The organism is Acidovorax sp. 59 (assembly GCF_002754175.1).
In the GTDB taxonomy this organism is placed as follows: domain Bacteria; phylum Pseudomonadota; class Gammaproteobacteria; order Burkholderiales; family Burkholderiaceae_C; genus Acidovorax; species Acidovorax delafieldii.
Genome location: NZ_PEET01000001.1, coordinates 3,710,047 through 3,731,684, shown reverse-complemented (window position 1 = coordinate 3,731,684; position 21,638 = coordinate 3,710,047). Strand labels below are relative to the sequence as shown.

Annotated in this window: 18 protein-coding genes; 16 read left to right on the top strand and 2 right to left on the bottom strand. The window is 65.1% G+C overall.

The window, feature by feature from the left end; all coding sequences use genetic code 11:
- Positions 1-42 precede the first annotated feature (42 nt).
- The 4 genes from CLU87_RS16990 (at position 43) to CLU87_RS16975 (ending at position 4,695) form a co-directional block, all read left to right on the top strand.
- The gene (locus tag CLU87_RS16990) at positions 43-1,626 is read left to right on the top strand and encodes an ABC transporter substrate-binding protein (RefSeq protein WP_056059145.1); all 1,584 of its coding nucleotides are present in this window, start codon (positions 43-45) and stop codon (positions 1,624-1,626) included.
- A gap of 128 nt (positions 1,627-1,754) precedes the next feature.
- Complete coding sequence (locus CLU87_RS16985; protein ID WP_056059141.1) at positions 1,755-2,666, top strand: ABC transporter permease; 912 nt, start codon at positions 1,755-1,757, stop codon at positions 2,664-2,666.
- Between the two features lie 32 nt (positions 2,667-2,698).
- Positions 2,699-3,685 carry an ABC transporter ATP-binding protein gene (locus CLU87_RS16980; protein WP_056059952.1) on the top strand — a complete coding sequence of 329 codons (987 nt, stop codon included), beginning with the start codon at positions 2,699-2,701 and terminating at the stop codon, positions 3,683-3,685.
- Entirely contained in the window at positions 3,682-4,695 is a 1,014-nt protein-coding gene (locus CLU87_RS16975) for an ABC transporter ATP-binding protein (RefSeq protein ID WP_099731204.1), read from the top strand. The genes CLU87_RS16980 and CLU87_RS16975 overlap by 4 nt, the downstream gene beginning before the upstream one ends.
- A gap of 153 nt (positions 4,696-4,848) precedes the next feature.
- Here CLU87_RS16975 and CLU87_RS16970 read toward each other — a convergent pair whose 3' ends face one another.
- A complete protein-coding gene (locus CLU87_RS16970; RefSeq protein WP_099731203.1) occupies positions 4,849-5,769 on the bottom strand; it encodes a LysR family transcriptional regulator in 921 nt (306 codons plus the stop codon).
- 162 nt (positions 5,770-5,931) lie between these two features.
- Here CLU87_RS16970 and CLU87_RS16965 point away from each other — a divergent pair, with 162 nt between their 5' ends.
- The 12 genes from CLU87_RS16965 to CLU87_RS16910 all read left to right on the top strand — a co-directional run bounded on the left by CLU87_RS16965 (position 5,932) and on the right by CLU87_RS16910 (position 20,615).
- Positions 5,932-8,052: a 3-hydroxyacyl-CoA dehydrogenase NAD-binding domain-containing protein gene (locus CLU87_RS16965; RefSeq protein WP_099731202.1), complete on the top strand. Its 2,121-nt coding sequence runs from the start codon at positions 5,932-5,934 to the stop codon at positions 8,050-8,052.
- A 124-nt stretch (positions 8,053-8,176) separates the two neighbouring features.
- Positions 8,177-9,352, top strand: coding sequence for an acetyl-CoA C-acyltransferase (locus CLU87_RS16960; RefSeq protein WP_099731201.1), 1,176 nt, complete (start codon positions 8,177-8,179; stop codon positions 9,350-9,352).
- A gap of 162 nt (positions 9,353-9,514) precedes the next feature.
- The gene (locus CLU87_RS16955; protein WP_099731200.1) at positions 9,515-10,711 is read left to right on the top strand and encodes an acyl-CoA dehydrogenase family protein; all 1,197 of its coding nucleotides are present in this window, start codon (positions 9,515-9,517) and stop codon (positions 10,709-10,711) included.
- Positions 10,712-10,721: 10 nt separating this feature from the next.
- On the top strand, positions 10,722-11,855 hold the full coding sequence (locus CLU87_RS16950) for an acyl-CoA dehydrogenase family protein (RefSeq protein WP_099731199.1): 1,134 nt from the start codon (positions 10,722-10,724) through the stop codon (positions 11,853-11,855).
- 4 nt (positions 11,856-11,859) lie between these two features.
- On the top strand, positions 11,860-12,696 hold the full coding sequence (locus CLU87_RS16945) for an oxepin-CoA hydrolase, alternative type (protein WP_099732221.1): 837 nt from the start codon (positions 11,860-11,862) through the stop codon (positions 12,694-12,696).
- Positions 12,693-13,940 carry a CaiB/BaiF CoA-transferase family protein gene (locus CLU87_RS16940; protein ID WP_099731198.1) on the top strand — a complete coding sequence of 416 codons (1,248 nt, stop codon included), beginning with the start codon at positions 12,693-12,695 and terminating at the stop codon, positions 13,938-13,940. Before CLU87_RS16945 ends, CLU87_RS16940 begins: the two co-directional genes overlap by 4 nt.
- A gap of 78 nt (positions 13,941-14,018) precedes the next feature.
- Complete coding sequence (locus CLU87_RS16935) at positions 14,019-15,026, top strand: tripartite tricarboxylate transporter substrate binding protein (RefSeq protein ID WP_099731197.1); 1,008 nt, start codon at positions 14,019-14,021, stop codon at positions 15,024-15,026.
- Positions 15,027-15,200: 174 nt separating this feature from the next.
- A complete protein-coding gene (locus CLU87_RS16930; RefSeq protein ID WP_099731196.1) occupies positions 15,201-16,214 on the top strand; it encodes a tripartite tricarboxylate transporter substrate binding protein in 1,014 nt (337 codons plus the stop codon).
- A gap of 8 nt (positions 16,215-16,222) precedes the next feature.
- On the top strand, positions 16,223-17,788 hold the full coding sequence (locus tag CLU87_RS16925) for a class I adenylate-forming enzyme family protein (RefSeq protein ID WP_099731195.1): 1,566 nt from the start codon (positions 16,223-16,225) through the stop codon (positions 17,786-17,788).
- 32 nt (positions 17,789-17,820) lie between these two features.
- A complete protein-coding gene (locus tag CLU87_RS16920; RefSeq protein ID WP_099731158.1) occupies positions 17,821-18,570 on the top strand; it encodes an electron transfer flavoprotein subunit beta/FixA family protein in 750 nt (249 codons plus the stop codon).
- The gene (locus CLU87_RS16915) at positions 18,571-19,503 is read left to right on the top strand and encodes an electron transfer flavoprotein subunit alpha/FixB family protein (protein ID WP_099730800.1); all 933 of its coding nucleotides are present in this window, start codon (positions 18,571-18,573) and stop codon (positions 19,501-19,503) included.
- Between the two features lie 128 nt (positions 19,504-19,631).
- Positions 19,632-20,615, top strand: a complete 984-nt coding sequence (locus CLU87_RS16910) for a tripartite tricarboxylate transporter substrate binding protein (protein WP_099731194.1) — start codon at positions 19,632-19,634, stop codon at positions 20,613-20,615.
- 35 nt (positions 20,616-20,650) lie between these two features.
- Here the strand turns inward: CLU87_RS16910 and CLU87_RS16905 are convergent, their stop codons facing one another.
- On the bottom strand, positions 20,651-21,496 hold the full coding sequence (locus tag CLU87_RS16905; protein ID WP_056058413.1) for a MurR/RpiR family transcriptional regulator: 846 nt from the start codon (positions 21,494-21,496) through the stop codon (positions 20,651-20,653).
- Positions 21,497-21,638 lie beyond the last annotated feature (142 nt).

Here is a 21,638-nt window from a genome sequence, read left to right as displayed (position 1 = left end):
TCGTACCCTTCCATCCCACCCTTTCACTACCAGGAGATTTCCATGAAATTCCAGAAAAAAGTCGCTGTGACCGCTCTCTTCGCTGCGCTGGCTGCGACGAGTTTGGTAGCTCAGGCACAGACCGTTCGCATCGCCAACCAGGGCGATGCCCTGTCGATGGACCCGCACTCACTCAACGAGTCGCTGCAGCTGAGCGTGACCAGCAACGTTTACGAACCGCTGGTGGGCCGCAACAAGGACCTGAGCCTTGCGCCCGCATTGGCTACCAGCTGGAAGCAGATTGCCCCCACCGTGTGGCGCTTCGAACTGCGCAAGGGTGTGCAATTCCACGACGGCACGCCGTTCACGGCCGACGATGTGGTGTTCAGCTTCGCCCGCATGAAGGGCGATGGCTCTGACATGAAGGCCACCAACAGCGACATCAAGCAGGTGCGCAAGATCGACGACCACACGGTCGAGATCGACACCATGGCTCCCCAGCCCATCCTCCCGGACGTGATCACCACGTCCTACATCATGAGCAAGAAGTGGTGCGAGACCAATCAGGCCACAACCCCGGTAGACCGCCGCAAGGGCATCGAGAACGCGGCGTCGTTCCGCGCCAATGGCACCGGCCCCTTCCGCCTGCGTGAGCGCCAGCCCAACGTGCGCACGGTGTTCGTGCGCAATGGCGCCTACTGGGACAAGATCGAAGGCAACGCCACCGAAGTTGTGTTCACGCCCATCGGCAACGATGCCACGCGCGTGGCGGCTCTGCTGTCGGGCGAAGTGGACGTGATGGAGCCTGTGCCCGTGCAGGACATCGAGCGTATCAACGGCAGCGCCAATGCCCGCGCCATCACTGGCCCTGAGCTGCGCACCATCTTCCTGGGCATGGACCAGAAACGCGACGAGCTGCTGTACTCCAACGTCAAGGGCAAGAACCCCTTCAAGGACAAGCGCGTGCGCCAGGCCTTCTACCAGGCCATCGACATCGAAGGCATCAAGAAGACTGTGATGCGCGGCGCCTCCAACCCCTCCGCGCTGATGGTGGGCCCCGGCATCAACGGCTTCCAGCCGGATGTCAAGCGCCTGCCCTATGACGTCGAAGCCGCCAAGAAGCTGATGGTTGAAGCCGGTTACCCCAACGGTTTTGAAGTGACCATGAACTGCCCCAACGACCGCTACGTGAATGACGGCCGCATCTGCCAGACCGTGGCCGCCAACCTGTCGCGCATCAACGTCAAGATCAACCTCGCGGCCGAGACCAAGGGCACGTACTTCCCCAAGGTGCTGCGCCGTGACACGAGCTTCTACATGCTGGGCTGGACCCCCACCACCTACGACTCGCACAACGCCCTGAATGCGCTGATGATCTGCCCCGACGACAAGACCGGAGCGGGCCAGTTCAACCTGGGTGCGTATTGCAACCCCAAGCTGGACGAACTGACCAAGAAGATCCTGGTCGAGACCGACAAGCCCAAGCGCGATGCCATGATCAAGGAAGCCTTCGATGTGCACACCGCCGACGTTGGGCACCTGCCGCTGCACCAGCAGGCGCTGGCCTGGGGGGTGAGCAAGAAGGTCAAGCTGGTGCAGATGGCCGACAACTACATGCCTTTCAAGTGGATCACCGTGAGCAAGTAATCCTGCTTGTTCCCGCCTGATCGATACGACGACTACAACAACGACAACGCCATCGGCTGATTCAAGCCCGCAACAACACCCGTAGCTACCCGTTGCGCGTGTTGTTGCCTGTTGATTGGTTTCCCACAATGAAAACTACCCTTGCCCGCTGGTTCGACAGCGACGTTGGCTACAGCTTCCGCACATCGCCGGTCGCCATGCTGGCCGCCGCCATTGCGCTGATTTGCCTGTTCTGTTCGGTGTTCGCCGGATGGGTGGCGCCCCACAACCCGTTCGACCTCACCACGTTGGAGCTGAGCGACGCGCGGCTGCCCCCGGCGTGGAGCGAAATGGGCTCCATGAAATACCCCCTGGGCACCGATGACCAGGGCCGTGACATCCTGTCCGCGCTGATCTACGGTGCGCGCATCTCCCTCGTGGTCGGCATTGCCTCGGTGCTGCTCTCCGTGGTGGTGGGTGTGGCCTTCGGTCTGCTGGCCGGTTTCCGGGGCGGCTGGGTGGATGCTGTGCTCATGCGCCTGTGCGATGTGATGCTCTCCTTTCCTGCCATCCTGGTCGCGCTGCTGATTGCCGGCGTGGGTCGTGCGCTGTTTCCCAATGCGCACGAGTCGCTGGCGTTCGGGGTGCTGATCCTCTCCATCTCCCTCACCGGCTGGGTGCAATATGCCCGCACGGTGCGCGGCTCCACGCTGGTGGAGCGCAACAAGGAATACGTGCAGGCGGCCCGTGTGACGGGGGTCCCGCCGCTGCGCATCATGCGCAAGCATGTGCTGCCCAACGTGATGGGGCCCGTGCTGGTGCTGGCCACCATCCAGGTGGCCACGGCCATCATCACCGAAGCCACGCTGTCCTTCCTGGGTGTGGGCGCTCCGCCCACTTCGCCCTCGCTGGGCACGCTGATCCGCATCGGCAACGACTACCTGTTCTCGGGCGAATGGTGGATCACGGTGTTTCCTGGCGCCATGCTGGTGCTGATTGCGCTGTCGGTCAACCTGCTGGGTGACTGGCTGCGCGATGCCCTGAACCCGCGCCTGCGTTGAGCCACAACAAGAACAAGAAAAGCGATATCTCCATGAGCCTTCTCGAAGTCAAAAACCTCGTTGTCGAATTCCCGGGTCGCCGCGGTACCCTGCGCGCCCTGGACGACATTTCCTTCTCCATTGCGCCCGGCGAGATCCTGGGCGTGGTGGGGGAGTCCGGCGCCGGCAAGTCACTCACCGGCGCGGCCATCATCGGCCTGCTGGAGCCGCCGGGCCGTGTGGCCTCGGGCCAGATCCTGCTGGAGGGCCAGCGCATCGACAACCTCAGCAATGAGGAAATGCGCCACATCCGTGGTCGCCGCATTGGCGCCATCTTTCAGGACCCGCTGACCTCGCTGAACCCGCTGTACACGGTGGGCCGACAGCTCACCGAAACCATCCTGGCGCACCTGCCTGTCAACGCCGCTGAGGCCCGCCAGCGCGCCATCCAGTTGCTCAAGGACACCGGCATTCCCGCGGCAGAAGAGCGCATTGACCACTATCCGCACCAGTTTTCAGGTGGAATGCGCCAGCGTGTGGTGATCGCCCTGGCCCTGGCGGCCGAGCCCAAACTCATCGTGGCCGACGAGCCGACCACGGCGCTGGATGTGTCCATCCAGGCGCAGATCATCACGCTGCTCAAGAACATCTGCAAATCGCGCGGTGCAGCCGTGATGCTGATCACCCACGACATGGGCGTGATTGCCGAAACCTGTGATCGCGTGGCTGTGCTGTACGCTGGCCGCGTGGCCGAGATCGGCCCGGTGCACGATGTGATCAACAAGCCGTCGCACCCCTACACGAGCGGGTTGATGGCCTCCATCCCCGACATGACGATGGACCGTGAACGTTTGAACCAGATCGATGGCGCCATGCCGCGCCTGAACGCCATTCCCCGTGGCTGCGCCTACAACCCCCGCTGCCCCAAGACCTTTGACCGCTGCATGACCGACCGCCCCGACCTGATGGATGCAGGCGCTACACGCGCTGCATGCTGGCTGCACGCTGGTGCCGCGACCCAAGCCGAGGTGACCGCATGAGTGCCGCAGCAACGAAAAGCAAGGCCCTGGTCCAGGCGCACGACCTGGCCAAGACCTTTGACGTCTCCGCTCCCTGGCTCAACCGTGTGATCGAACGCAAGCCCCGCACCCTGTTGCATGCGGTGGATGGCGTGAGCTTCGAGATCGAGAAGGGCAAGACGCTGGCCCTGGTGGGCGAGTCCGGCTGCGGCAAGAGCACCGTGGCCCGCCTGCTGGTGGGGTTGTACGAGCCCACCCGCGGCGGTCTCACCTTCGACAACCAGGACGCGCACGCCGCCTTCAAGGGCAACGATGCCAAGGCCATGCGCCGCCGCATCCAGATGATCTTCCAGGACCCGTACGCCAGCCTGAATCCGCGCTGGCTGGTGGAGGACATCATCGGAGAGCCGCTGAAAGAACACGGCCTCATCACCGACAAGGAACAGCTCAAAACCCGCGTGGGCGAGTTGCTCAAGTCCGTGGGGCTGTCGCCGCTGGACATGGTCAAGTACCCGCACCAGTTCTCGGGCGGGCAGCGCCAGCGCATCTCGATTGCACGCGCCCTTGCCACCGAACCCGAGTTCCTGGTGTGCGACGAGCCCACCAGCGCGCTCGATGTGTCGGTGCAGGCCCAGGTCCTCAACATCATGAAGGACCTGCAGCGCGAACGGCAGCTCACCTATCTGTTCATCAGCCACAACCTGGCCGTGGTGCGCCACGTGAGCGACCAGGTCGGCGTGATGTACCTGGGCCGGCTGGTCGAGCTGGCCAACAAACACACGCTGTTCGACACACCGCGTCACCCCTACACGCGCATGTTGCTCGATGCCATCCCCAAGATGCACGACACCGGCAAGGCGCGCACCCCCGTCCAGGGCGAGGTACCCAACCCGCTGAACCCGCCGCCCGGCTGCGCGTTCAACCCGCGCTGCCCCCATGTGAATGACCGCTGCCGCACCGAGCGCCCCCAGCTCCTGAGCATTGGCGGCATCCGCATTGCGTGCCATGCGGTGGAGGAAGGGCGCATCTGATGCCAGCCGCCACGCGGGTGTGCTGACGCGCGGCGGAGGGACGCATCCCGCAGTGCTACTGTCGCAGTAGCGATTGCTATCAATAAAATAGCTGCTAGCGCAATGAATACCTGCGCTTGCGGCTATTTTTGCTTGTAAACGCGCAGAAGATGCTCATCCTGGCTCCGCAGTCACTCCTTGGCCGGCTGCCGGCAGGGCACGCCCCAGCAGGTAGTCAATGCAGGTGCGCACCGCACGCGTCTGGTGGCGGTTGGGCATGTAGAGCATGAACATCTGGGTGCCAAAAATGCTCAGCCGCCAGTCGTCGAGCGTGGTCAGCACTTCCCCGCTGGACACGGCGTCCTGCACCACGTAATCCGGTACCAGCCCTACGCCCAGCCCTGCCAGGATGCCCTGGCGCAGAAACGGAAAGTGCTCCGAAATGAGGGTGGGCTCCAGCATGGCCTCCTGGCGCTGGTCACCCCGGTACCCGCGCAGGCGCAGCTGCTTGCCTACCACCCCTGCGGTGATCACCGGCGCGGCCTGCAGAGCTTCGAAGTCCTGGGGCAGTCCATGCGTCTCGGCGTACTCCCGCGATGCGCAGGCGATGTAACGCACGCTGCCCAGGTCGCGCGCCACCAGCGTGGGTGGGGGCTCGGGCATCACGCGGATGGCGATGTCCACCTCATCGCGGATGAGGTCGTCCACCCGGTTTTCGAAGCGCACGTCCAGCACGATACCGGGGTACAGCCGCTTGAAGTCGATCAGCCAGTCCGACATCACCATCTGCCCATAGCCACTGGGCACGCTCAGGCCCACGCGGCCCTGCAGGCCTTGGCCCAGCGTGGCAATCGTTTCGCGCGCGGCCAGCATTTCGTTCTGAATGGCGCGGCCATGGGCGTACAGGCGCAGGCCCACCTCAGTGGGCTCCACCCGGCGCGTGGTACGGCGCACCAGCTGTACACCCACCGATTTTTCTAACTGGTGCAGGTGGTAGCTCACGTTGGCTCGCGTCATCTTCAGGTTGCGCGCGGCCTGGCTCAGGTTGCCAGCATCAAGGATGTCGACCAGCACGGTGAGGGAGGTGAGTTCCATAGGCGGGATAGGTGGGGCGGCATCTGAACGCTCGCTTGCCGCAGTTTGTCAAAAGAAGTTTGACAGTCTGTCAATGGGCTATGTAATTGTCAAGATTACTTCGCGCATCAACAATCCCCCGGTCATCAACAGGCACAGCCATTGACCAGGAGACTTCCCCGTATGCACGCCGCCGCTGCCGCATCTTCCGTTGTTATCACCGCGCTGCATGGCGATGTTCTGGTCGTCACCATCGACAACCCGCCCGTCAATGCCCTGGGAGCCGCCGTGCGCCAGGGCCTGTTGGCGGCCATGCAGCAGGCGCAGGCCGACGCCGCCGTGGTCGCCGTGTTGCTGGTGGGCGCGGGCAAGGCCTTCATTGCCGGGGCGGACATCCGCGAATTCGGCAAGCCACCGGTAGCACCCATCCTGCCTGAGGTCTGCCGCGCCATCGAAAACCTGAACAAGCCCGTGGTGGCCGTGCTGCACGGCGCAGCCCTGGGCGGCGGGCTGGAGGTGGCTTTGTCGGCCCACTACCGGCTGGCCTTGCCTGCCGCCACGCTGGGCCTGCCCGAGGTGAACCTGGGCCTGCTGCCCGGCTCGGGTGGCACCCAGCGCGCCCCGCGCCTGATGGGCGTGCAGGCCGCCACAACCCTCATGCTCAGCGGCCAGCCCCTCAAGGCGCAGGCCGCGCTGCAAGCCGGCCTGGTTGACAAGCTGGTGGAAGGCACCGACCCGCTGGCCGCAGGCTTGGCCTACGTGCGCGAACTGCTGGCTGCCAACGCCCCCGTGCGCCGCACGCGTGACCTGGCCATTGCCGAGCCGCAGGCTGCGCTGGCTTGGCTGGAAGAGCAAAAGGCTGAGACGGCCAAAAAGTCGCGCGGCCTGTTCTCGCCCCTCAAGATCATCGAATGCGTGCAGGCTGCACTGCAGTTGCCGTTTGAAGAAGGCATGGCCCGCGAACGTGCGCTGTTCACGGAATGCATCGACAGCCCGCAACGCGCCGGGCTCATCCACGCCTTTTTTGCCGAGCGTGAAGTGGTCAAAGTGCCTGAGGCCCAGGCCGCGCAGCCACGCACTGTCGCCAGCATCGCCGTCATCGGCGGCGGCACCATGGGCGCGGGCATTGCCGTGGCAGCCCTCGATGCCGGCTTGCCGGTGACCATGATCGAGCGCGATGCCGAGTCCATTGCCCGGGGCCGCGCCAATGTCGAGAAGGTCTACAACGCCCTGGTGGCCAAGGGCCGCATGACCGAGGCCGCCCAGGCCGCCGTGATGGCGCGCTACACCGGCAGCACCGACTACGCCGACATCGCCCAGGTGGACCTGGTGATCGAGGCCGTGTTTGAAGACATCGAGGTCAAGAAGGCCGTGTTCCGCGAGCTCGACCGCGTGTGCAAGCCCGGTGCTGTGCTGGCTACCAACACGTCTTACCTCGACATCGACGCCATTGCCGCTGCCACTGGCCGCCCGCAGGACGTGATCGGCCTGCACTTCTTCAGCCCCGCCAACATCATGAAGCTGCTGGAGATCGTGGTGCCCGCCAAGGTTGCTCCCGACGTGGTGGCCACGGCGTTTGAGCTGGCCAAGAAGCTCAAAAAGGTGCCTGTGCGCGCCGGTGTGTGCGACGGCTTTATCGGCAACCGCATCCTGGCCGTGTACAAGCAGGCGGCCGACTACCTGCTGGAAGACGGTGCCAGCCCGTATGAGATCGACGCCGCCGTGCGCGGTTTCGGTTTTGCCATGGGCCCCTTCCAGGTGACGGACCTCGCCGGTGGAGACATTGGCTGGGCCACGCGCAAGCGCCGCGCTGCCACGCGCGACCCACGGGCCCGCTACGTGGAGATTGCCGACCGCATCTGCGAACGCGGCTGGTTTGGTCAGAAGACCGGGCGCGGGTTCTACCTGTACCCCGACGGTGCCCGCACGGGCCAGCCCGACCCGGAAGTGCTGGCCATAGTGGATGCCGAGCGCGCCAAGAAAGGCGTCACGCCCCGCAGCTTCAGCGCCGACGAGATCATGCGCCGCTACATGGCCGCCATGGTCAACGAAGGCGCCAAAGTGGTGGCCGAAGGCATTGCCCTGCGCCCGCTGGATGTGGACGTGACCTTTGTCGCGGGCTACGGCTTTCCGCGCCACCGTGGCGGGCCGATGAAGTGGGCCGACATGACAGGGCTGGACAAGGTGCTGGCCGATATCCGCGAGTTCGCCCAGGAAGACCCTCTGTTCTGGCAGCCCGCGCCGCTGCTGGAAAAGCTGGTAGCCGAGGGGCGCAATTTCGACAGCCTGAACAAGGCTGCATAGCGCAGAGTCTGCCTGACCTGCATTGCACGCGAAGCGTTTTCCATCAGTCCCACCGTATTCGAGTCATATTGGCCTCTAGCGCTTTATGAATAAGCGCAAACAGCTATTAAATCAGGAGCAAATCATGCGTGAAGCCGTCATCGTTTCCACCGCCCGCACCCCGCTGACCAAGTCGCACCGGGGCGAGTTCAATGCCACACCCGGCCCGCAGCTGGCGGCCTTTTCCGTCAAGGCGGCGGTCGAGCGCTCGGGCATCGACCCCGAGCTGATCGAAGACCTGGTGATGGGCTGCGGCTACCCCGAGGGCATCACCGGCAAGAACATTGGCCGCCAGACGGCGCTGCGTGCGGGCCTGCCCCTGTCGGTGGCCGGCATGGTGGCCAGCCGCTTTTGCGCGTCGGGCCTGCAGTCGGTGGCGATTGCCGCAGGCCGCATCGTGGCCGAAGGCGTGCCCGCCATGGTGGCGGGCGGGGTGGAAAGCATCTCGGCCATCCGGACCGGCAACCCGGCAGACATCGACCCCTGGCTGCAAGAGCACAAGCCCGACCTCTACATGGCCATGATCGACACCGCCGACATCGTGGCCCACCGCTATGGCATCAGCCGCGAAGACCAGGATGCGTTCTCGCTGCTAAGCCAGCAACGCACCGCCGCCGCACAGCAGGCCGGCGTGTTCGCTGACGAGATCGTGCCCTGCACCACGCGCATGATGGAAAAAAACAAGGAAACCGGCGAGGTCACCTACCGTGAAGTGACCGCCACACACGACAACTGCAATCGCGCCAGCACCACGCTGGAAGGTCTTGCCAAGCTGGAGCCGGTGAAAGGTCCGGGCCAGTTCATCACTGCAGGCAACGCCTCGCAGCTGTCCGACGGCTCCAGCGCCTGCGTGCTCATGGAAGCGAAAGAAGCCGAGCGCCGTGGCCTGCAGCCCCTGGGCGCGTTCCGTGGCTTTGCGGTGGCCGGTTGCGAGCCCGACGAAATGGGCATTGGCCCCGTGTTTGCCGTGCCCAAGCTGCTGGCGCGCCACGGCCTCACGGTGCAGGACATTGACCTGTGGGAGATGAACGAAGCCTTTGCCTCGCAGGCCCTGTACTGCCAGCGCCGCCTGGGCATTCCGTCCGAGCGGCTGAACGTGAACGGCGGGGCGATTGCCATTGGCCATCCGTTTGGCATGACCGGCGCCCGTCTGGTGGGCCACCTGCTGCTCGAAGGCCGCCGCCGCAAGGCCAAGTACGGCGTGGTGACGATGTGCATTGCAGGCGGCATGGGCGCTGCAGGCCTCTTCGAAATTTATTGAAACACCCCCTGAGCGGCTGGCGCCGCTTCCCCCTCTCCCGCGGGAGGGGGACGACGCCCTCGCTGCGGGGCGGCCCTTGCTCGGCGTCCCCCGCCTGGGGCGTGCCATTGCAAAGGCCGTATACAGGCGCACAGCGCCATGGATGACTGAGGAAAACCGTCAATGGACCTGAATTTCACCCCTGAAGAAGAAGCCTTCCGCGCCGAGGTGCAGGCTTTCTTGAAAGCCAAGCTGCCCGAGCGCATCGCCACCAAGGTCAAGGCCGGGCAGCGCCTGTCCAAGGCGGACCAGGACGAGTGGCACGCCATCCTGAACGAGCGCGGCTGGCTGGCCAACCACTGGCCCGAAGCCTATGGCGGCCCCGGCTGGGGGGCCGTCGAGAAGTTCATTTTCGACACCGAATGTGCGCTGGCTGGTGGCCCGCGCATCGTGCCCTTTGGCGTGAACATGCTGGGCCCGGTGCTCATCAAGTTTGGCAACGAGGCGCAGAAAAAATACTGGCTGCCGCGCATCCTGAGCGGCGAGGACTGGTGGTGCCAGGGCTACTCCGAACCCGGCGCGGGTTCGGACCTGGCATCGGTCAAGACCACGGCGGTGCGCCAGGGTGACCACTACATCGTCAACGGCCAGAAGACCTGGACCACCCAGGGCCAGCACGCCAACATGATCTTCTGCCTGGTACGCACCGACCGCGAAGCCAAGGCGCAGTCGGGCATCAGCTTCTTGCTGGTGGACATGCAATCGCCCGGCGTGGAGCTGCGCCCCATCCGCACGCTCGATGGCGACAAGGAGGTCAACGAAGTGTTCTTCACCGACGTGAAGGTGCCGGTAGAAAACCTGGTGGGCGAGGAGAACAAGGGCTGGACCTACGCCAAGTACCTGCTGACCTATGAGCGCACGGGCATTGCAGGCGTGGGCTTTTGCATTGCCGCACTGGCCAAGCTCAAGGTGGTGGTCGCCAAGGTGATGAAGAACGGCCAGCCGCTGGACCAGGACCCGCTGTTTGCCGCCCGCATGGCCCAGGTCGAGATTGATCTGGAGAACATGAAGACCACCAACCTGCGCGTGATTGCCGCCGTGGCCGGTGGCGGCGTGCCTGGGGCTGAAAGCTCCATGCTCAAGATTCGCGGCACCGAGATCCGCCAGGAAATCCTCTCGCTCATCCGCCGTGCGGTGGGCCCGTACGCGCTGCCTTTCATCGAAGAGGCGCAGTACGAAGGCTATGCCGACGAACCCGTGGGGCCGAAAGAGGCGGCCACGGCAGCCGCCAACTACTTCAACTACCGCAAGCTGTCGATCTTTGGCGGCTCCAATGAAATCCAGAAGAACATCATTTCAAAAATGATTTTGGGCCTGTGAGGTTGCCGCGATGAACTTTGAACACACCGAAGACCGCCGCATGCTGGCGGACACCCTGAACCGTTTTGTGGCCGAGCAGTACGGGATCGAGACGCGCAACCACATCGCCTACGGCGACAGCGGCATGGACGCGGCGCTGTGGAGCCGCTTTGCCGAGCTGGGCGCGATTGGCGCACTCTTCCCCGAAGCCGATGGCGGCTTCGGCGGCGCAGGCTTTGATGTGGCCGTGGTGTTTGAAGCCCTGGGCAGCGGCTTGGTGGTGGAGCCGTTTGTGGGCGCGCTGGTGGTGGGCCGTGCGCTGGGCCTGGCGGGCAGCGCTGCGCAAAAGGAACACATCGCCCGCATCATCGACGGCAGCACCGTGGTGACCCTGGCGCACGAGGAGGCCGGCGCGCACTACGCGCTCAACCGCGTGACCACCCGCGCCGTGCGCAATGGCGACGGCTGGCAACTCACCGGCCACAAGGCCGTGGTGCTGCATGGCGACCAGGCTCAACTGCTGCTGGTCAGTGCCCGCACAGCGGGCGCTGTGGACGATGAAGAGGGTATCTCGCTGTTCCTGGTGCCCGCCGATGCCGCAGGCCTGAGCCACCGTGGCATGGGTCGTATCGATGGTGGCCGCGTGGCTGAAGTCACTTTGCAAAACGTTCATGTCGGCGCGGGAGCACTGCTGGGCGCAGAAGGGCAGGGCTACGCGACGCTGGAGCACGCGGTAGGCTGGGGCATTCTGGCCGTGTGTGCCGAGGCGCTGGGTGCGATGGAAGTCGCCAAGAAAAATACGCTGGAATACCTGCAGACCCGCAAGCAGTTTGGTGTGCCCATCGGCAGCTTCCAGGCCCTGCAGCACCGCATGGCCGACCTGCTGCTCGAAGTGGAGCAGGCGCGTTCGGCGGTCATCAACGCAGCCGCTGCCATGGAGAGTACCGACCGCGTCGAGCGCGAGCGTGCGCTGTCCGCCGCCAAGGTCACGATGGGCCGCATTGGCGCGCTGGTGGCGGAGGAAAGTATTCAGCTGCACGGCGGCATTGGCATGACGTGGGAGCTGCCCCTGTCCCACTACGCCAAGCGCCTCGTCATGGTGGACCACCAGTTTGGCGATGAAGACCACCACCTGGCGCGCTTTATCGCGCTGGGCCGGAGCTGAAGCCATGGAGCAGCCACAGCCTCTGCTGCAACGCCGCGAGGGCGCGGTGCTCGTGCTCTCCAACAACAACCCCGCTGCGCGCAATGCGCTGTCGCCCGCGTTTTACGCGGCGCTGACCGAGGCCTTGGCGCAGGCCGAGGCTGACCCCACCGTGGGTGCCATCGTGCTCACGGGCGAAGGCGGGCACTTTTGTGCGGGCGGTGACTTGCGCCAATTGGCCAAGCGACGTGAGCTGCCCATTGAAGAGCGCCGCGCCAAGCTCGAAGGCCTGCACGACCTGATCCGCACCGTGCGCGATTGCCGCAAGCCGGTGATTGCAGCGGTGGAGGGCGCAGCGGCCGGTGCGGGCCTGTCGCTGGCGCTTGCCTGTGACATGCTGGTGGCTGCGCGCAATGCCGTGTTCTCGGTGGCCTATGTGAAAGTGGGCCTCACGCCCGACGGCGGCGCCACGGCTTTCCTGGCCGAGTTCGTGTCGCGCCAGGTTCTGACCGAGCTGTGCCTCACCGGCGAACGCATCTCTGGCGAGCGACTGCATGCGCTGGGCCCGGTCAACCGACTGGCCGAACCGGGTGAGGCGCTGACGCAGGCATTGGCATTGGCCGCGCAGGTAGCCACCGGGCCGGACCTGGCCATGGGCCGCATCAAGGCGCTGTGCCGCAGTGCCTACGTCCAGCCACTGGACGACCAGCTGGAGTTGGAAGCTCAGCTCATGGTGCAGTCGCAAGCCACCGAAGAATCCCGCGAAGGCATCGGTGCGTTTCTGGAAAAACGCCCGGCCGATTTCGCCCGCCTGCGCCAGGTCAATACCGCTGGCGCGGGTACACAAGACACTACGCAATGACCTCCACCACCCCCACACCCCCATTGCCCGAGGGCATGGACTTCCCGCTCGAAGGCGTGCGCGTGCTCGACCTCTCGCGTGTGTTTGCGGGCCCGCTGTGCGGCCAGGTACTGGCCGACTTTGGTGCCGACGTCATCAAGGTGGAACACCCCGGCCGGGGTGACGACACCCGCGACTGGGGCATGCGCATCGGCAAGACCGAGACCACCTACTACAACAGCATGAACCGCAACAAGCGGTCCATCACGGTGGATTTGCAGACGCCCGAAGGCGTGAAGATCATCCGCGACCTGCTGCCGCAGTGCGACGTGGTGGTCCAGAACTTCAAGACCGGCGGCGCCGAGAAGCTGGGCCTGGGCTACGAGCAGCTCAAGGCCATCAAGCCCGACCTCATCTACTGCTCGGTGGCGGGCTACGACAGCTCCGGCCCCGAGGCCAAGCGCCCCGGTTATGACCTGGTGATCCAGGGCGAGGCGGGTCTGATGGCCATCAACGGTGAGGCAAGCCAGCCCCCGCTGAAGTTCGGCGTGGCCGCGGTGGACATGATGACCGGCATGTATGCGGCGCAGGCCGTGCTGGCCGCGCTGTTCCGGCGGGAGCGCACGGGCAAGGGCCGCCACATCGAGATGGCGCTGTACGACTGCGGTCTGATGATCACCGGCTACTACGGCCTGGACGCCATGCTGCTGGGCCACGACCCGCAGCGCTACGGCAACGCCCACCCGTCCATCGTGCCCTACGGCATGTTCGAGGCACAGGACGGTCCGCTCATCATCGCCGTGGGCAACAACAGCCAGTTCGACAAGTTCTGCCGTCAGGTGGTGATGCGCCCGGACATCGTGGAAGACCCCCGTTTTGCCACCAATGTCGAGCGTGCCCGCAATCGACTGACCCTGCTGCCCGAGATGAAGGCGTTGATTGCCAGCTTCCCGCGTGATGTGCTGCTCGAACGCCTGACCGCTGCTGGCATCCCTTGCGGCAGGGTGGCTGGCTTGCACGAAGCGCTGACCAGCGAGCGTACGCGGCGTGGCGGCCTCCTGCAGGAAATGCCCCACCCCGTGGCGGGCACCACGCATGTGTTCGCGCCGCCTTATCGGCTGGACGGCCAGCGCCTGCCCATCCGCAACGCACCGCCCACCCTGGGCGACGCCACGCGCGATGTGCTGCAGCAGCTGCTGCAACTGCCAGAGGCCGAGCTTCAGGCCCTGCGCGACAAGGGTGTGCTCACACTTCCCCCGCTTTAATAGCTATAAAAATAATAGCGGAAAGCGCTTGCGGAACAAGCGCTATCGACCTTTTCCTATTGCCATCCGGAGACAAACATGAACTTCTTCCGTATTCCCCGCCGCAGGGTCCTGCAGGGCCTGGCCGCCCTCATCAGCACCGGCCTGCTGGGCTCGGCCCTGGCGCAGGCGGGTAAGGACGCCTGGCCTGCCAAGCCTATCAAGCTGATCGTGCCGTACCAGGCCGGTGGCGCCACCGACATCACCGCCCGCGCGCTGGGCGAGAAGCTCTCGGCCCGCCTGGGCCAGCCTGTTCTGGTGGACAACCGCGGCGGAGCCGGCGGCGTGACCGGCACCGACCAGGCGCTCAAGTCGCCGGCCGACGGCTACACCCTGCTGGTGTCCCTGGGCACCACCATGCTCATCAACCAGTTTCTGTACGACCGCCTGCCGTACCAGCCGCAAAAGGACCAGGCCCTCATCACCCAGATCGCGCTGGCGCCGGTGGTGCTGCTGGTCAACCCGCAGCTGCCGGTCAACAACGCAGCGGAGCTGATGGCCTACATCGACCGCAACAAGGGCAAGATCGCCTATGGCTCATGGGGCATGGGTTCGTACGCCCACCTGGCTGGGGCGTGGCTGTCCGACAAGCACAAGGCCGACATGAACCATGTGGCCTACAAGGGCGAGGCCCCCATGCTGCAGGACCTCGTGGGCGGGCAGTTCCAGATGGCGTTTGCCAGCCTGCAGTCGGCCCGGCCCTACATCGAATCGGGCCGCCTCAAGCCACTGGCCGTGACCGGCGCGCAGCGCATGGACGCGCTGCCCAAAGTGGCCACGATGGCTGAGCAGGGTATCAAGGACGAGGTCTTCCAGGTGACGGGCTGGGTGGGCATGAGCGCACCCGCGAAGACGCCGCCCGAAGTCGTAGCGCGGCTTGGCGTTGAGCTGCAGGCCGTGATCGCGATGCCCGAAGTGCGCGACCGCATCCAGCAGATGGGTTTCACCCCCGTGGGCAGCAGTCCCGAGCAGTTCAGCGCCCAGTTCAAGAAGGACGCACCGGTGTGGGAGCGCGTGGTGAAAGTGTCTGGCGCAAAGCTCGATTAACACCCCCCTGAGCCGCAGCGCGGCTTCCCCCCGCTCTCGCATGGCTGCGCCATGCGGGCAGGGGGACGCAGCCAGCGCGGCGGGGCGGCCCTTGCGCGGCTGCCCGCGCCTGGGCCGCGCCGGTTACGTCGGGCGTGGGTCAGCACAAAAGCTGAAAGTAAAAACGGATATCTGATGACGAAACAATCTCTTTTCCCCGCCGCCTTTTCGCGTCGCGCGGTGCTGTCCGCAGCTGCCGCTGTGTCGGCCATCGGCCTGCTGGGCACGGCCCCAGCGCACGCCCAGGCCTGGCCCAACAAGATGATCAAGCTCGTGGTGCCCTTCCCGGCTGGTGGCCCCACCGACACGGCCTCGCGTATCGTCGGCCAGAAGCTGGCCGAGCGGCTGAAGCAGCCCGTGGTGGTGGAGAACCGCGCGGGCGCTTCGGGCTCGATTGCCGCGCAGCAGATCGCCAAGACCCCTGGCGACGGCTACACGCTCATGATGCTGGCCACGCCCACGCTGTTGGCTCCGCACCTGTACAAAAAGGCGGGCTACGACACCACCAAGGATTTCGTGTCCGTGGCTACCGTGTACGACCTGCCCATCGTAGTGGTGGTCAACCCGGCGCAGATGCCTACCGTGACCGATCTGCAAAAGCTCATCACCCACGCCAAGGCGCGGCCAGGTCAGCTCAACTACACCTCCTCGGGCGTGGGCAGCTTTGGCCACCTGAGCATGGAGCTGCTCAAGCAGCTGGGTCAATTCGAGATGGAGCATGTGCCCTACAAGGGCGGTGTGCCCGCCATCACCGACACGCTGGGCGGCCAGGTGCCCATGATGTATGCCGACCTCGTGGCAGCGCTGCCCCATATCCAGACGGGCAAGCTGCGCGCCATTGCCGTGGGCTCGCCGCAGCGCGTGGGCGTAATCCCCAACGTGCCCACCATTGCCGAGCAGGGCTTCAAGGGCTTTGATGCCGTGTCGTGGGGCGGCCTGATGGCCCCGCTCGGTACGCCCAAGGAGGTGGTTGATCGCATCAGCACCGAAGTCAAAGCCATCCTGGCCGACAAGGAAGTGCAGGACAAGCTGCTCAACGCCGGTGCCATCGCCAACTACCAGGGCCCGGAACAGATGGCCAAGCGCGTGCGTGGCGATTACGCCAAGTGGGGCCAGGTGATCCGCGACAAGGGCATCGTCTTCGAGTAAGTTGGGCCATGACCAACGCAACTGCCTCTGCCCCTTTGCCCCCTTTCCGCCGGGTCTCCGATCTGCTGCGTGACAACGCGCGGCAGCGCCCGCAGGCCAGCGCCCTGGCCGATGACGACTCCGCGTTGAAATGGGCCGCACTCGATGCCCTGGTGGACCGCGTGGCCGCATCGTTGCAGCAGGCGGGCCTGCACTCGGGCGATGTGGTTGCCGTGTGCGCCGCGTCGTCTGTGCGTTATGCCGCCGTGTACCTGGGCGCCCTGCGTGCGGGTGTGGTAGTGGCACCGCTGGCACCCTCCGTCACGCCCGATGCGATGGCGTCCATGCTGGGCGATGCCCAGGCGCGCCTGCTGTTTGCCGATGCGCAGGGCAGGGCGGCGGTGCCGCCGGCAGTGATGGAAGGCGCCGGTGCGCTGCCCCTGGTGGCGCTGGACGATACCGGCGCGGGCACGCCGTGGATTGAGTGGCTCGCTCCCGAAGGCGCCGCACCGCAGCCGGTGGACGTGGGGCCCGAGCACCCGTTCAACATCATTTATTCCTCCGGCACCACCGGCAACCCCAAGGGCATCGTGCAATCGCACGGCATGCGCTGGGCGCATCTGGTGCGCGGCCTGGCGCAGGGCTACGGCCCGGACAGTGTCACGCTGCTGGCAACGCCGCTGTATTCCAACACCACGCTGGTGTCGTTCTTTCCCGGCCTGTGTTGGGGCGGCAGCGTGCGGCTGATGGCGAAGTTCGATGCGTTGCGCTACTTACAGACCGCGCAGCAGATCCGCGCCACGCATTCCATGCTGGTGCCGGTGCAATACCAGCGCATCATGGCGCTGCCGCAGTTTGGTGAATTCGACCTGTCGTGCTTTCGCGCCAAGTTCTGCACCAGCGCGCCGTTCCGTGCCGAGCTCAAGGCCGACATCCTGGCGCGCTGGCCGGGCGCGCTGTACGAGTTCTACGGCATGACCGAAGGCGGCGGCACCTGCATCCTGGCGGCGCACGAGCACCCGGACAAGCTGCACACTGTGGGCCAGCCCGCGTCCACCAGCGATATCCGCCTGATCGACGAAGAGGGCCATGAGCTGCCGCCCGGTGCCACCGGCGAGGTGGTGGGCCACTCGCCCGGCATGATGACCGGCTACCACCGGCAGCCCGACAAGACGCGCGAGGCCGAGTGGTTTGACGCCACCGGCAAGCGCTTCATCCGCACGGGCGATGTGGGCCGGTTTGACGTGCAGGGCTTTCTGACCCTGCTGGACCGCCGCAAGGACATGGTCATCAGCGGCGGCTTCAACATCTACCCCAGCGACCTCGAAGCAGAGCTGCGCAAGCATCCCGCCGTGGAGGACGTGGCCGTGACCGGCGTGCCCTCCGAACAGTGGGGCGAGACGCCGGTGGCCTTTGTGTGCCGCCGACCGGGCGCCACCGAAGACGCCACCCAGATCATGGGTTGGTACAACGCCCGGGCGGGCAAAACGCAGCGGCTGGCTGCGCTGCATTTCATCGATGAGCTGCCGCGCAGCGCCATCGGCAAGGTGCTCAAGCGTGAATTGCGTGACCTGCACCGCACGCTGTCGCACTGATCGATTTCCTGTTTTTTCAGAAAGACCCAACCATGAAAATTCTCGTTCCCGTCAAGCGCGTGGTGGACTACAACGTGAAGGTCCGCGTGAAGTCGGACAACACGGGTGTGGACATCGCCAACGTGAAGATGAGCATGAACCCCTTTGACGAAATCGCCGTTGAAGAGGCCGTGCGCCTGAAAGAAAAAGGCCTGGTGACCGAAGTCATCGCAGTCTCTTGCGGCGTGGCCCAGTGCCAGGAAACCCTGCGCACGGCCATGGCCATTGGTGCCGACCGCGCCATCCTGGTGGAAACCGACGTCGAACTGCAGCCCCTGGCCGTCGCCAAGATCTTGAAGGCCCTGGTGGACAAAGAGCAACCCTCGCTCATCATCCTGGGCAAACAAGCCATCGACGACGACGCCAACCAGACCGGCCAGATGCTGGCGGCCCTGGCCGACCTGCCCCAGGCCACGTTCGCCAGCAAGGTTGAACTGGCTGCAGACAAGGTCAGCGTGACCCGCGAAGTGGACGGCGGCCTGGAAACCCTGGCCCTGACGCTGCCCGCCGTCATCACCACCGACCTGCGCCTGAACGAGCCCCGCTACGTCACCTTGCCCAACATCATGAAGGCCAAGAAAAAGCAGCTCGATACCGTCAAGCCCGAAGACCTCGGTGTGGACGTGGCCCCGCGCCTGAAGACCCTCAAGGTGACCGAGCCCGCCAAGCGCGGCGCTGGCATCAAGGTGGCCGACGTGGCCGCCCTGGTCGAAAAACTCAAGAACGAAGCGAAGGTGATCTAAATGTCGGTACTCGTTATTGCTGAACACGACAACGCGTCCATCAAGGGCGCCACGCTGAACACCGTCACGGCCGCAGTGGCCTGCGGCGGCGACGTGCACGTGCTGGTGGCCGGCCACAACGCCGGAGCTGCTGCACAGGCCGCCTCCAAAATAGCCGGTGTTGCCAAGGTCATCCACGCCGACGCCCCTGGCCTGGAACACGGCCTGGCAGAAAACGTGGCCGCGCAAGTGCTCGCCATCGCATCCAACTACAGCCACATCCTGTTCCCGGCGACTGCTGGCGGCAAGAACGTGGCCCCCCGCGTGGCGGCCAAGCTCGATGTGGCCCAGATCAGCGACATCACCAAGGTGATCGCAGCCGATACGTTTGAGCGCCCCATCTACGCCGGCAACGCCATTGCCACCGTGCAAAGCCAAGATGCCGTCAAGATCATCACCGTGCGCACCACCGGCTTTGACGCCGCAGCCGCCACCGGTGGCAGCGCACAAGTTGAAATCGCCGCCGCCACGGCCGACGCAGGCAAGAGCAGCTTCGTGGGCAGCGAAATCGCCAAGAGCGACCGCCCCGAGCTGACCGCTGCCAAGATCATCGTCTCCGGTGGTCGTGCGCTGGGCAGCAAGGAAAAGTTCGACGAAGTCATGACGCCCCTGGCCGACAAGCTGGGCGCCGCCCTGGGTGCCAGCCGCGCAGCGGTGGACGCAGGCTACGCACCGAACGACTGGCAAGTGGGCCAGACGGGCAAGATCGTGGCACCGCAGCTGTATGTGGCCGCCGGTATCTCGGGTGCTATCCAGCACTTGGCGGGCATGAAGGACTCCAAGGTGATCGTGGCGATCAACAAGGACCCTGAGGCACCGATCTTCAGCGTGGCCGACTATGGGCTGGAAGCGGATCTGTTCACGGCTGTGCCTGAACTGGTCAAGGCCCTCTGAGCCCCCGCAGATCACAGGCACAGCCCACTTGATGGGATCTGGATGCTTCTAAAAATATAGCTTTTAGCGCTTATCGCATGAGCGCTGAGGCTGCTTTTTATACCTATAAATCAGCAGGAGACAAAACCATGACCACATTCCTTTCCCGTCGCAGGCTTGTCCAGGCCACTGGCGCAGCGCTGGCCAGTGCGGCATTGCCAGCACTGGCCCAAACCAGTTGGCCGAGTCGCCCGATTCGCATCATCGTGCCTTACACGGCGGGCGGGTTTACCGACCAGATGGCGCGTCTGCTGACGGTAGGCCTGCAAAAGCAATTCGGTCAGCCGGTTGTCATCGACAACAAACCCGGTGCGAACAGCATCATCGGCGTGGATGCCGTCGCCAAGTCCGCCCCGGACGGTCACACCTTTGGTGTGGTCATTCCGGCCTTTACCGCCAACACCACGCTCTACCCCAAGCTGCCCTACAACCCGCGCAAGGACCTGATGGGCGTGTCGCTGCTGGGTGTTTCTCCGTTGGTGGCGGCGGTGGCGCCCAATGCACCGTTCAAGACGGTGAAGGAACTCGTGGCCTATGCCAAGGCCAACCCTGGCAAGGTGAGTTTTGCCTCATCAGGCACAGGCTCTGCCGCGCACCTGACCAGCGAGTTGCTCAAGTCACTGACCAAGACCTTCATGGTCCACATTCCCTACCGCGGCGCAGCCCCGGCGTTGACGGACTTGCTCGGCGGCCAGGTGCCCTTGTTCCTCGACCCTCCGCCCAACCTGATCCAGCCCGCCAAGGCAGGCCGCATCACCCTCATCGGCGTGGCCAGCGAAAAGCGCTTGCCCATGTTGCCTGACGTGCCGACCTTCATCGAGCAAGGCGTGCCCGGCATGCTGGGCAGTACCTGGGCCAGCATGATTGCACCCGCAGGGACGCCGCGCGACATCGTCAAGCGCATGTCGGACGCCGTGAACGCCATCATCCAGAGTGATGAAACCAAGGCCAAACTCGACACCATGGGCACCTTTGGTGAAGGCACCACGCCCGAGGCGTGCGACGCTTTTCTTGCGGCCGAAACGACCAAGTGGGGCAAGGTGATCCGCGACGCGGGTGTCACGCTGGACTGAGAAGGCGTGGGCCGGCCTGGCCTGACGGCCAGGATTTACGCGTAACGCTTGGCCCGCAGGTTTTCCTTCATCTGCTGCAGGATCGGCTGCAGCGAGCTGCCAATGCGCAGCGCCACGCAGGTGGCCAGCACGTCGATGATGAGCAAGTGCATGAGGCGCGACACCATGGGGCTGTAGCGGTCGTAGCCCTCGGGGTGGTCGGCCGCCAGATGGATCTGGCAGGTGCTGGCCAGGGGCGAGCCGCTGGCGGTGATGACGATGGTGGTGGCGCCGTTGCGGCGGGCGATGTCTGCCGCGTCCATCAGGTCGCGGGTGCGGCCCGAGTTGGAGATGATCACGGCGCAGTCGCCTGGCCCCAGCAGGGTGGCGCTCATCACCTGCATGTGGCCGTCGCTGCTGGCAATCGAGGTCACGCCCAGGCGGAAGAACTTATGCTGCGCATCCTGCGCCACGATGCCCGAGTTGCCCACGCCGTAGAACTCGATGCGTTTGCCTTTCTTCCACGTGTCGGCAATGGCCTCGGCCGCACGTTCGATGGCCACGGTGCTGGCCGCGTTGCGGTATTGCAGGAACGCTGCCACGGCGTTGTCCACCACCTTCACCAGCACGTCACCGGTCTTGTCGTCGGCATCCACGCTGCGGTGGATGAAGGGCACGCCTTCGCTCACACTGCCTGCCAGCTTGAGCTTGAAGTCCGCCAGCCCGTCGTAACCCATGCTGCGGCAAAAGCGCACCACGGTGGGCTTGCTCACATGCGCGCGCTCGGCCAGCTCGCGCACGGGCAGGCGGGCGAAGGTGCGGGGGTCGGTCAGCACCAGCTTGGCCACGCGCTGTTCGGCGGGGGCCAGCGAGGGCAGGGAGGCGGTGATGCGGTCGAGCATGTCAGTCTGTGAAGGCAGGGCAGGCTGCGCAGGGGGCCTTGGAAGGGGCTTGGGTGGACGCTTCATCCACCGGCTGTACGCGCGGTGGTGGGGCCATCTGCGTTTAATGTAACTCGGTTCCCAAAGGTATGGGGTCCGCGCA

What these genes read in the sequence shown, in the direction of transcription:
- CLU87_RS16990 (WP_056059145.1), top strand. Translation starts at nt 43, where the DNA reads ATGAAATTCCAGAAAAAAGTCGCTGTGACCGCTCTCTTCGCTGCGCTG.
- CLU87_RS16985 (WP_056059141.1), top strand. Translation starts at nt 1,755, where the DNA reads ATGAAAACTACCCTTGCCCGCTGGTTCGACAGCGACGTTGGCTACAGC.
- CLU87_RS16980 (WP_056059952.1), top strand. Translation starts at nt 2,699, where the DNA reads ATGAGCCTTCTCGAAGTCAAAAACCTCGTTGTCGAATTCCCGGGTCGC.
- CLU87_RS16975 (WP_099731204.1), top strand. Translation starts at nt 3,682, where the DNA reads ATGAGTGCCGCAGCAACGAAAAGCAAGGCCCTGGTCCAGGCGCACGAC.
- CLU87_RS16970 (WP_099731203.1), bottom strand. Translation starts at nt 5,769, where the DNA reads ATGGAACTCACCTCCCTCACCGTGCTGGTCGACATCCTTGATGCTGGC.
- CLU87_RS16965 (WP_099731202.1), top strand. Translation starts at nt 5,932, where the DNA reads ATGCACGCCGCCGCTGCCGCATCTTCCGTTGTTATCACCGCGCTGCAT.
- CLU87_RS16960 (WP_099731201.1), top strand. Translation starts at nt 8,177, where the DNA reads ATGCGTGAAGCCGTCATCGTTTCCACCGCCCGCACCCCGCTGACCAAG.
- CLU87_RS16955 (WP_099731200.1), top strand. Translation starts at nt 9,515, where the DNA reads ATGGACCTGAATTTCACCCCTGAAGAAGAAGCCTTCCGCGCCGAGGTG.
- CLU87_RS16950 (WP_099731199.1), top strand. Translation starts at nt 10,722, where the DNA reads ATGAACTTTGAACACACCGAAGACCGCCGCATGCTGGCGGACACCCTG.
- CLU87_RS16945 (WP_099732221.1), top strand. Translation starts at nt 11,860, where the DNA reads ATGGAGCAGCCACAGCCTCTGCTGCAACGCCGCGAGGGCGCGGTGCTC.
- CLU87_RS16940 (WP_099731198.1), top strand. Translation starts at nt 12,693, where the DNA reads ATGACCTCCACCACCCCCACACCCCCATTGCCCGAGGGCATGGACTTC.
- CLU87_RS16935 (WP_099731197.1), top strand. Translation starts at nt 14,019, where the DNA reads ATGAACTTCTTCCGTATTCCCCGCCGCAGGGTCCTGCAGGGCCTGGCC.
- CLU87_RS16930 (WP_099731196.1), top strand. Translation starts at nt 15,201, where the DNA reads ATGACGAAACAATCTCTTTTCCCCGCCGCCTTTTCGCGTCGCGCGGTG.
- CLU87_RS16925 (WP_099731195.1), top strand. Translation starts at nt 16,223, where the DNA reads ATGACCAACGCAACTGCCTCTGCCCCTTTGCCCCCTTTCCGCCGGGTC.
- CLU87_RS16920 (WP_099731158.1), top strand. Translation starts at nt 17,821, where the DNA reads ATGAAAATTCTCGTTCCCGTCAAGCGCGTGGTGGACTACAACGTGAAG.
- CLU87_RS16915 (WP_099730800.1), top strand. Translation starts at nt 18,571, where the DNA reads ATGTCGGTACTCGTTATTGCTGAACACGACAACGCGTCCATCAAGGGC.
- CLU87_RS16910 (WP_099731194.1), top strand. Translation starts at nt 19,632, where the DNA reads ATGACCACATTCCTTTCCCGTCGCAGGCTTGTCCAGGCCACTGGCGCA.
- CLU87_RS16905 (WP_056058413.1), bottom strand. Translation starts at nt 21,496, where the DNA reads ATGCTCGACCGCATCACCGCCTCCCTGCCCTCGCTGGCCCCCGCCGAA.